Genomic DNA, 8,888 nt, shown 5'->3' with positions numbered 1-8,888 from the left:
GAACGTATGTTTCGAGAGAAGCGCTAAGTCCCCCTTTAAAGATTTCCAAGACTATCTTTCTTCATGAGGAAAGATAGTTTTTTGGTATGATTTTCACCCCCAAAATACAAGGGGAATGTGTTACAATAGTAGTAACAGATAATAGAAAAGAGAATAGATGAGAATTGCAGATTATAGCGTGACCAAGGCAGTGCTGGAGCGTCACGGTTTTACCTTTAAAAAGTCCTTTGGGCAAAATTTCCTGACGGATACCAATATCCTACAAAAAATCGTGGATGTGGCTGAGATTGATGACCAGGTCAATGTTATCGAAATCGGGCCAGGTATTGGTGCCTTGACCGAGTTTCTGGCTGAGCGTGCAGCAGAGGTCATGGCCTTTGAAATTGACCACCGTTTGGTGCCGATTTTGGCAGATACCTTGCGTGATTTTGATAATGTGACCGTAGTCAACGAGGACATTCTCAAAGTTGATTTAGCACAACATATCCAGAATTTTAAAAATCCTGACCTGCCCATCAAGGTAGTGGCTAATTTGCCTTATTACATCACGACGCCTATTCTCATGCACTTGATCGAGAGCGGCATTCCTTTTAGTGAGTTTGTCGTCATGATGCAGAAAGAAGTGGCGGACCGCATTTCAGCCCAGCCTAACACCAAGGCTTATGGCAGTTTGTCAATCGCTGTGCAGTATTACATGACTGCCAAGGTTGCCTTCATTGTGCCTCGTACGGTATTTGTACCAGCGCCAAACGTGGACTCTGCTATTTTGAAAATGGTGCGCCGTCCAGAACCAGCCGTAGCAGTAGAAGATGAGAACTTCTTCTTTAAGGTTTCCAAGGCTAGTTTCACTCATCGCCGCAAGACCTTGTGGAATAACTTGACAGGTTACTTTGGCAAGACTGAGGAAGTCAAGGATAAGCTGACCAAGGCCTTGGACCAAGCAGGTTTGTCACCAAGTGTACGTGGGGAAGCTCTCAGCTTGGCAGAGTTTGCTAGCCTAGCAGACGCACTTAAAGGGCAAGGACTCTAAGATGCAGGGACAAATTATTAAAGCCTTGGCAGGCTTCTACTATGTAGAGAGTGATGGTCAGGTCTATCAAACACGCGCGCGTGGGAATTTCCGTAAAAAAGGTCATACCCCTTACGTTGGAGATTTAGTCGATTTTTCTGCCGAGGAAAATTCAGAAGGCTATATCCTCAAGATTCACGAACGGAAAAACAGTCTGGTCCGTCCGCCCATTGTCAATATTGATCAAGCTGTAGTAATCATGTCCGTCAAGGAACCTGATTTTAACAGCAATTTGCTGGATCGGTTCTTGGTTCTTTTGGAACACAAGGGCATCCATCCCATCGTCTATATTTCCAAGATGGACTTGTTGGAAGATAGAGGAGAACTGGATTTTTATGAACAGACCTATGGTGACATCGGCTATGACTTTGTGACCAGTAAAGAGGAACTCCTGCCTTTGTTAACAGGCAAGGTTACAGTCTTTATGGGGCAGACGGGCGTTGGAAAGTCAACTCTTCTTAATAAAATCGCACCAGACCTCAATCTTGAAACAGGAGAAATTTCAGACAGTCTAGGTCGCGGGCGCCATACCACTCGAGCTGTTAGTTTTTACAACCTTAATGGGGGTAAAATCGCAGATACACCAGGTTTTTCATCTCTGGATTATGAAGTGTCAACAGCAGAAGATCTCAATCAGGCCTTTCCAGAGATTGACAGTGTCAGCCGAGACTGTAAGTTTCGTACTTGTACCCATACCCATGAGCCGTCGTGTGCGGTTAAGCCAGCTGTAGAAGAGGGTACCATTGCAACCTTCCGTTTTGAAAATTATCTGCAATTCCTTAGCGAAATTGAAAATCGTAGAGAAACTTATAAAAAAGTCAGCAAAAAAATTCCAAAATAAGGAGAAACCTATGTCTCAATACAAGATTGCTCCGTCAATTCTGGCAGCAGATTATGCCAACTTTGAACGTGAAATTAAACGCCTAGAAGCAACTGGGGCAGAGTATGCCCATATCGATATTATGGATGGTCATTTTGTACCACAAATCAGTTTTGGTGCGGGTGTGGTCGAAGCTCTTCGCCCTCATAGCAAGATGGTCTTTGACTGCCACTTGATGGTAGCTAATCCAGAGCATCATTTAGAAGACTTTGCGCGTGCAGGTGCGGATATCATCAGCATCCATGTGGAAGCAACGCCTCATATTCATGGTGCCCTCCAAAAAATTCGTTCACTCGGAGTTAAGCCTTCAGTCGTTATCAATCCTGGCACACCAGTTGAAGCCATCAAGCACGTCCTTCATCTAGTTGACCAAGTTTTAGTCATGACAGTTAACCCAGGTTTTGGTGGGCAAGCCTTTCTACCAGAGACAATGGATAAGGTCCGTGAGTTGGTTGCACTTCGTGATGAAAAAGGTTTGAAATTTGAGATTGAAGTTGATGGTGGGATTGATGATAAAACGATTGCCCAAGCCAAAGAAGCTGGTGCGACCGTTTTTGTAGCAGGTTCCTATGTCTTTAAGGGAGATGTCGATGAGCGAGTACAAACTCTCAGAAAACAACTGGACTAAGGTTGCCGTTTTTGCGGGCGGAGACCGTGGTCATTATCGGACGGACTTTGATGCTTTTGTTGGTGTGGATCGAGGCTCGCTCTGGGTCTTGGAAGAAGACTTGCCTCTTGCTCTAGCGGTTGGAGATTTTGATTCTGTCACTGTAGAAGAGCGACAGTTGATTCAAAAACGTGCCCAGTATTTTGTTCAAGCCCGACCAGAAAAAGATGATACCGATTTGGAATTGGCTCTCTTGACTATTTTTGAGAAAAATCCTCAGGTTCAGGTTACTATTTTCGGTGCTTTGGGTGGCCGTATCGACCATATGCTGGCCAATGTCTTTCTGCCTAGCAATCCTAAGCTGGCACCTTATATGCGCCAGCTAGCGATTGAGGACGGGCAAAATTTGATTGCCTATTGTCCAGAAGGGACCAGTCAACTTGAACCACGTTCAGACTATGACTACCTAGCCTTTATGCCGGTTCGGGATAGTCAGTTGACTATTCTTGGGGCCAAGTATGAGTTGACAGAGGAAAATTTTTTCTTTAAAAAAGTGTACGCTTCTAACGAATATATAGATAGGGAAGTGTCAGTGACTTGCCCAGATGGCTATGTGGTTGTCTTGCATAGCAAGGACAGGAGGTAGGATGGAAAGTTTACTTGTTCTATTATTGATTGCCAACCTAGCTGGGCTTTTTCTGATTTGGCAAAGGCAGGATAAGCAGGAGAAACACCTAAGTAAGAGCTTGGAGGATCAGGCAGATCATTTATCGGACCAGTTAGATTATCGTTTTGAACAAGCCAGACAAGCCAGCCAGCTGGATCAAAAAGATTTGGAAGTGGCTGTCAGCGATCGCCTGCAAGAAGTGAGAATCGAATTGCACCAAGGTCTGACTCAGGTTCGTCAAGAAATGACAGATAATCTCTTGCAAACTAGAGATAAGACCGACCAACGCCTCCAAGCCCTGCAGGAATCAAATGAGCAACGTTTGGAACAAATGCGCCAGACGGTCGAGGAAAAGTTGGAAAAGACCCTACAGACACGCTTGCAGGCTTCCTTTGAGACAGTTTCCAAACAACTAGAGTCTGTCAATCGAGGTCTGGGAGAAATGCAGACAGTTGCCCGTGATGTCGGTGCTCTTAATAAGGTTCTCTCTGGAACCAAGACGCGAGGGATTCTGGGCGAATTGCAACTGGGCCAAATCATCGAAGACATTATGACACCTGCCCAGTATGAACGAGAATATGCAACGGTTGAAAACTCCAGTGAACGAGTAGAGTACGCCATTAAGCTACCTGGGCAAGGCGACCAGGAATATGTCTACCTACCGATTGACTCTAAGTTTCCACTAGCAGATTATTATCGCTTGGAAGAAGCCTATGAAGCAGGTAACAAGGATGAGATTGAACGCTGCCGTAAGTCACTCCTAGCAAGCGTCAAGCGCTTTGCCAAGGATATTAAGAGCAAGTACATAGCACCGCCTCGGACGACCAATTTTGGAGTTTTGTTTGTTCCGACAGAAGGTCTCTACTCAGAAATCGTCCGCAATCCGGTCTTCTTTGATGATTTGAGACGGGAGGAGCAGATTATTGTCGCAGGTCCAAGCACCCTGTCAGCTCTGCTCAATTCCCTATCGGTTGGTTTCAAGACCCTCAATATCCAAAAGAGTGCCGACCATATCAGTAAGACCCTTGCCAGTGTCAAGACCGAGTTTGGCAAGTTTGGTGGCATTCTGGTCAAGGCACAAAAACACCTCCAACATGCCTCTGGCAATATTGATGAATTATTAAACCGTCGCACTACAGCTATCGAGCGAACGCTCCGTCACATTGAGTTATCAGAAGGTGAGCCTGCGCTTGATCTACTCCATTTCCAAGAAGATGAGGAAGAATATGAAGATTAGTCACATGAAAAAAGATGAGCTGTTTGAAGGCTTTTACCTAATCAAGTCAGCTGATTTGAGACAGACACGAGCTGGGAAAAACTACCTGGCCTTTACCTTCCAAGATGATAGTGGCGAGATTGAAGGGAAACTCTGGGATGCCCAACCACATAACGTTGAGGCCTTTACCGCAGGTAAGGTTGTCCATATGAAAGGGCGCCGAGAAGTTTATAACAATACCCCTCAGGTCAATCAAATCACCCTACGCTTGCCTCAACCCGGTGAACCCAGTGATCCAGCTGATTTCAAGGTCAAGTCGCCAGTTGATGTCAAGGAAATCCGTGACTATATGTCGCAGATGATTTTCAAAATAGAAAATCCTGTTTGGCAACGAATTGTCCGAAATCTCTACACTAAGTACGATAAGGAATTCTATTCTTATCCAGCTGCCAAGACCAACCACCATGCCTTTGAAACAGGCTTGGCCTATCATACGGCGACCATGGTACGTTTGGCAGATGCTATTAGCGAAATTTATCCTCAACTTAATAAGAGCCTGCTCTATGCGGGGATTATGTTGCACGACTTGGCTAAGGTCATCGAGTTGACGGGACCAGACCAGACCGAGTACACAGTGCGAGGCAATCTCCTTGGGCATATTGCTCTAATTGATAGCGAAATTACCAAGACAGTTATGGAACTTGGCATTGATGATACTAAAGAAGAAGTCGTTCTGCTTCGTCACGTCATCCTCAGCCACCACGGCTTACTAGAGTATGGAAGTCCGGTTCGCCCACGTATCATGGAGGCAGAGATTATCCATATGATTGACAATCTGGATGCTAGTATGATGATGATGTCAACAGCTCTGGCTTTGGTGGACAAAGGAGAGATGACCAATAAAATCTTCGCTATGGACAATCGTTCCTTCTATAAACCAGATTTAGATTTATAATTTAAGAAAAATGAGCATTTTTTAGGATAAGAATGTTCGTTTTTTTATGTGAATATGGTATAATAAGTAAAAGACAAAAATGAATACTCTTCGAAAATCTCTTCAAACTAGGGTAGCATCGCCTTGTCGTATGTATATATGCAGGTATATTACAGGATTTGTCAGTTCTATCGACAATCTCAAAACAGTGTTTTGAACCACCAGCGATCAGCGACCAGCTTTCTAGTTTGCTTTTTGATTTTTTGAAGAAAAATGGAATAGGAAATAGAAATGAAATTAAGAAGAAGTGATCGGATGGTTGTCATTTCCAACTATTTGATTAATCATCCTTATAAATTAACTAGTCTCAATACTTTTGCTGAAAAGTATGAATCTGCTAAATCATCCATCTCAGAAGATATCGTGATTATCAAACGCGCCTTTGAGGAAATCGAAATCGGCCACATCCAGACAGTGACTGGGGCTGGTGGAGGTGTCATCTTCACACCATCAATCTCAAGCCATGATGCCAAGGAAATGGTTGAGGACTTGCGTGCCAAGTTGTCAGAAAGTGACCGTATCTTGCCAGGTGGTTACATCTACCTGTCCGATTTACTTAGCACACCAGCTATCTTGAAAAATATTGGACGCATTATTGCCAAGAGCTTTATGGATCAAAAAATCGACGCGGTTATGACAGTAGCGACTAAGGGGGTGCCACTCGCAAATGCAGTTGCCAATGTCCTCAATGTTCCTTTTGTCATTGTGCGCCGTGACTTGAAAATTACCGAAGGTTCAACAGTCAGCGTCAACTATGTATCCGGTTCAAGTGGTGACCGCATTGAGAAAATGTTCCTTTCAAAACGCAGTCTAAAGGCCGGCAGCCGTGTCTTGATTGTAGATGACTTCTTGAAAGGTGGAGGAACGGTCAACGGGATGATCAGTCTCTTGCGTGAGTTTGATTCAGAATTGGCAGGTGTCGCAGTCTTTGCGGATAATGCTCAAGAAGAACGTGAAAAGCAATTTGACTACAAGTCACTCTTGAAGGTCACCAATATTGATGTCAAGAACCAAGCCATCGATGTTGAGGTTGGCAATATCTTTGACGAAGATAAATAAGAGATAGAACTAAAGGTTGGAACGATTGTCCCAGCCTTTCTTTGCAAATAGAATAGAAGGAAGCTTATGAAAACACCATTTATCAATAAAGAAGATTTAGAAAAGATTGTTGCCGAGTTCCCAACTCCCTTTCACTTATATGATGAGAAGGGGATTCGTGAGAAGGCAAGAGCCGTCAACCAAGCCTTTTCGTGGAACAAGGGCTTTAAGGAATATTTTGCAGTTAAGGCTACTCCAACCCCAGCTATCTTGAAAATTCTCCAAGAGGAAGGTTGTGGCGTGGACTGCTCTAGTTATGTGGAGCTCCTGATGAGCCATAAACTGGATTTCCCCGGTTCTGAGATTATGTTCTCTTCAAACAACACGCCAGACAAGGAATATGCCTATGCGCGTGAATTGGGTGCGACCATTAACTTGGATGCCTTTGAAGATATTGAACATTTGGAGCGTGCAGCAGACATTCCAGAAATCATCTCATGTCGTTACAATCCTGGAGGCGTTTTTGAGCTAGGAACAGACATTATGGACAATCCTGGAGAAGCCAAGTTTGGCATGACTAAGGACCAGCTTTTTGAAGCCTTTGCGATTTTGAAGGAAAAAGGAGCTAAGACCTTTGGGATTCACTCCTTCCTAGCATCCAATACGGTGACCCATCTCTATTATCCAGAGTTGGCCCGTCAGCTCTTTGAATTGGCTGTTGAAATCAAGGAAAAGTTGGGTATTTCGCTAGACTTTATCAATCTTTCTGGCGGTATTGGTGTTAATTATCGTCCTGATCAGGAACCAAATGACATAGCCTTGATTGGTGAGGGAGTTCGTAAGGTTTATGAAGAGGTTCTTACGCCATCTGGTCTTGGTCAGGTCAAGATTTTCACAGAATTGGGTCGCTTTATGTTAGCCCCTCACGGTGCTTTGGTCACAAGAGTTACTCATAAGAAGAAAACCTACCGTACCTATCTGGGTGTGGATGCATCAGCAGTCAACCTCATGCGTCCAGCCATGTATGGAGCCTATCACCATATTACTAACGTGACCCATCCAGATGGACCAGCTGAAGTGGTAGATGTGGTCGGCTCACTCTGCGAAAACAATGATAAATTTGCAGTGAATCGCGAACTGCCTCATACAGAAATCGGTGATTTGCTGGTAATTCATGATACAGGTGCCCACGGATTTTCAATGGGCTACCAGTACAACGCCAAACTTCGTTCTGCGGAAATCCTTTATACCGAAGAAGGTAAAGCCCGTCAAATCCGCCGTGCAGAGCGCCCTGAGGACTATTTTGCAACCTTGTATGGCTTTGATTTTGAAGAATGAAATGATAAGTAATTGAAAATGAAATTGAAAAACAGATTGCTTTCTAAAAAATAGGCAAAAATCTTGTTTTTCCTTCAAGTCGTGATATAATAAAACTATAAAACGTTTTCAAGGAAGGTAACGATATGTCTGAAGAAACAATTGATTATGGACAAGTGACAGGAATGGTGCATTCGACAGAAAGCTTTGGGTCAGTAGATGGGCCTGGTATTCGCTTTATTGTCTTTTTGCAGGGCTGTCACATGCGTTGCCAGTATTGCCATAACCCGGATACTTGGGCTATGGAGTCCAATAAATCACGTGAACGGACGGTAGATGATGTCTTGACAGAGGCCTTGCGCTACCGCGGTTTCTGGGGAAATAAGGGGGGGATTACAGTCAGTGGAGGAGAAGCCCTCTTGCAGATTGATTTCTTGATTGCCCTCTTTACCAAGGCCAAGGAACAAGGAATCCACTGTACCTTGGATACCTGTGCACTGCCTTTCCGTAATAAACCACGTTACCTTGAAAAGTTTGACAAACTCATGGCTGTCACTGACTTGGTCCTCTTGGATATCAAGGAAATCAACGAAGAACAGCACAAGATTGTCACTAGCCAAACCAATAAAAATATCTTGGCCTGTGCCCAGTATCTATCAGATATTGGAAAACCTGTCTGGATTCGCCATGTGTTAGTTCCAGGATTGACAGACAGAGACGATGACTTGATTGAACTTGGTAAGTTCGTCAAGACCCTCAAAAATGTGGATAAGTTTGAAATTCTGCCTTATCACACTATGGGTGAGTTCAAATGGCGTGAACTGGGAATTCCTTATTCACTCGAAGGGGTTAAACCACCAACAGCAGATCGCGTAAAGAACGCTAAAAAACTCATGGATACCGAAAGTTATCAAGACTATATGAAACGTGTACATGGATAAAAAAGAAGCCTGATGGAAACATCGGGCTTTTGATACTCAATGAAAATCAAAGAGCAAACTAGGAAGCTAGCCGCAGGCTGCTCAAAACATGGTTTTGAGGTTGTGAATAGAACTGACGAAGTCAGTAGCCATACATACGGCAAGGCGAAGCTGACGTGG

The 8,888-nt window shown here is 44.1% G+C and carries 9 protein-coding genes; all 9 read left to right on the top strand.

Annotation, left to right across the window (positions count from 1 at the left end; all coding sequences use genetic code 11):
* Positions 1-157: 157 nt before the first annotated feature.
* Positions 158-1,030 carry a 16S rRNA (adenine(1518)-N(6)/adenine(1519)-N(6))-dimethyltransferase RsmA gene (gene rsmA, locus WKI42_RS03340; protein WP_368081176.1) on the top strand — a complete coding sequence of 291 codons (873 nt, stop codon included), beginning with the start codon at positions 158-160 and terminating at the stop codon, positions 1,028-1,030.
* 1 nt (position 1,031) lies between these two features.
* Complete coding sequence (gene rsgA / locus WKI42_RS03335) at positions 1,032-1,910, top strand: ribosome small subunit-dependent GTPase A (RefSeq protein WP_368081175.1); 879 nt, start codon at positions 1,032-1,034, stop codon at positions 1,908-1,910.
* Positions 1,911-1,920: 10 nt separating this feature from the next.
* Positions 1,921-2,577 (top strand): ribulose-phosphate 3-epimerase, encoded by a 657-nt coding sequence (gene rpe / locus WKI42_RS03330; RefSeq protein ID WP_368081174.1) that lies wholly within the window; start codon positions 1,921-1,923, stop codon positions 2,575-2,577.
* On the top strand, positions 2,540-3,202 hold the full coding sequence (locus tag WKI42_RS03325) for a thiamine diphosphokinase (protein ID WP_368081173.1): 663 nt from the start codon (positions 2,540-2,542) through the stop codon (positions 3,200-3,202). The genes rpe and WKI42_RS03325 overlap by 38 nt, the downstream gene beginning before the upstream one ends.
* A 1-nt stretch (position 3,203) precedes the next feature.
* A complete protein-coding gene (gene rmuC / locus WKI42_RS03320; protein WP_368081172.1) occupies positions 3,204-4,460 on the top strand; it encodes a DNA recombination protein RmuC in 1,257 nt (418 codons plus the stop codon).
* Positions 4,450-5,394 (top strand): 3'-5' exoribonuclease YhaM family protein, encoded by a 945-nt coding sequence (locus WKI42_RS03315; RefSeq protein WP_368081171.1) that lies wholly within the window; start codon positions 4,450-4,452, stop codon positions 5,392-5,394. Before rmuC ends, WKI42_RS03315 begins: the two co-directional genes overlap by 11 nt.
* A 270-nt stretch (positions 5,395-5,664) precedes the next feature.
* The gene (gene purR / locus WKI42_RS03310) at positions 5,665-6,492 is read left to right on the top strand and encodes a pur operon repressor (RefSeq protein WP_001825276.1); all 828 of its coding nucleotides are present in this window, start codon (positions 5,665-5,667) and stop codon (positions 6,490-6,492) included.
* 66 nt (positions 6,493-6,558) lie between these two features.
* Complete coding sequence (locus WKI42_RS03305) at positions 6,559-7,809, top strand: diaminopimelate decarboxylase (RefSeq protein ID WP_368081170.1); 1,251 nt, start codon at positions 6,559-6,561, stop codon at positions 7,807-7,809.
* Positions 7,810-7,934: 125 nt separating this feature from the next.
* Complete coding sequence (gene pflA / locus WKI42_RS03300; protein WP_001288288.1) at positions 7,935-8,729, top strand: pyruvate formate-lyase-activating protein; 795 nt, start codon at positions 7,935-7,937, stop codon at positions 8,727-8,729.
* Positions 8,730-8,888: the final 159 nt, after the last annotated feature.

This window comes from Streptococcus pseudopneumoniae, assembly GCF_038148935.1.
Taxonomy (GTDB): domain Bacteria; phylum Bacillota; class Bacilli; order Lactobacillales; family Streptococcaceae; genus Streptococcus; species Streptococcus pseudopneumoniae_U.
Note: the sequence above shows the minus strand (reverse complement) of the source record. Positions and strands in the feature narration are given on the sequence as shown.

Excerpts from the sequence above, each read along its gene's own strand:
- rsmA (WP_368081176.1), top strand. The coding sequence starts at position 158 with ATGAGAATTGCAGATTATAGCGTGACCAAGGCAGTGCTGGAGCGTCAC.
- rsgA (WP_368081175.1), top strand. The coding sequence starts at position 1,032 with ATGCAGGGACAAATTATTAAAGCCTTGGCAGGCTTCTACTATGTAGAG.
- rpe (WP_368081174.1), top strand. The coding sequence starts at position 1,921 with ATGTCTCAATACAAGATTGCTCCGTCAATTCTGGCAGCAGATTATGCC.
- WKI42_RS03325 (WP_368081173.1), top strand. The coding sequence starts at position 2,540 with ATGAGCGAGTACAAACTCTCAGAAAACAACTGGACTAAGGTTGCCGTT.
- rmuC (WP_368081172.1), top strand. The coding sequence starts at position 3,204 with ATGGAAAGTTTACTTGTTCTATTATTGATTGCCAACCTAGCTGGGCTT.
- WKI42_RS03315 (WP_368081171.1), top strand. The coding sequence starts at position 4,450 with ATGAAGATTAGTCACATGAAAAAAGATGAGCTGTTTGAAGGCTTTTAC.
- purR (WP_001825276.1), top strand. The coding sequence starts at position 5,665 with ATGAAATTAAGAAGAAGTGATCGGATGGTTGTCATTTCCAACTATTTG.
- WKI42_RS03305 (WP_368081170.1), top strand. The coding sequence starts at position 6,559 with ATGAAAACACCATTTATCAATAAAGAAGATTTAGAAAAGATTGTTGCC.
- pflA (WP_001288288.1), top strand. The coding sequence starts at position 7,935 with ATGTCTGAAGAAACAATTGATTATGGACAAGTGACAGGAATGGTGCAT.